Source organism: Photorhabdus hindustanensis (genome assembly GCF_002968995.1).
Taxonomy (GTDB): Bacteria; Pseudomonadota; Gammaproteobacteria; order Enterobacterales; family Enterobacteriaceae; genus Photorhabdus; species Photorhabdus akhurstii.
The window spans coordinates 1-837 of the sequence record NZ_PUWT01000135.1; the positions used below are offsets into that span (position 1 = coordinate 1).

At 61.3% G+C, this 837-nt stretch carries 1 protein-coding gene; it reads right to left on the reverse strand.

Annotated elements, in window-relative coordinates; all coding sequences use genetic code 11:
* On the reverse strand, positions 1–837 hold an 837-nt coding region (locus C6H66_RS24585; protein WP_146111136.1), incomplete at both ends, for a toprim domain-containing protein.

The window sequence follows — 837 nt, forward strand, 5'->3', positions numbered from 1 at the left end:
TTGTCCCTGAGGCTTCGGCGTCGGCTTGCTGTTGCGCATCCTGTTGCTGCTCCAGCATCAGTAATACCCGCCCGGCTTCGCGTTTGATGACCGACAGCTCGCATTCCAGCTCTTGCGCCGCCGTGCTGATGTAGTTCTGACGATGCCGCGCGTGATACATGTCCAGCGTATCCACATGGAACAGGCCGGACGTTTCATCCCGCACCTGCACATTGACTTTCATCACATCGGGCACCGGCGATTTTTTCATCCCCCGTACCCGCCAGACCCGGGGGCCGCTTTTCATCAGCAGTTCACCGCAGGCCGTGCGCTCACAAGGCACGGGGGCAACAGTCAGCTCCGGTGGGGCGGCTAAGGCAGCCGGTTTAGCCACATCTGCATTGTGAGGCTTTTCCGTCACACTCGGCGAGACGGGCCGCTCATGGCTGAACACCGCGCCCGGCGCTGTTCCCTGTCCCAGCCAGACCGCCTGTTGCAAGGCCAGCCCCAGCGCATGTTCAGCGTTGCCGCTTTTCAGCGCATAGTCATTGGCATCCATGCCCGGCGGGAACTGCACCCGCCATGCCTCGATACCGGCTTCCAGTAAATCAGCCGCCACATTAGCCGCGCCACGGTCTCCGGCCTCGTCCCGGTCAAAGGCAATCAGCACCCGTTTCACGCCGTGATACGGCAAGGCTGCGAGGTGCTCACGGTTAAACCCGTTCACCCCGAACGCGGCGATCACGTTACGGAACCCGGCACACCAGAAGGTCATGGCATCGATCAGCGCTTCGCACAGGATAATTTCATTTGATGCCTGCATCGCCGATTCATTCCAGACCCCGGCTAGCGGTGACG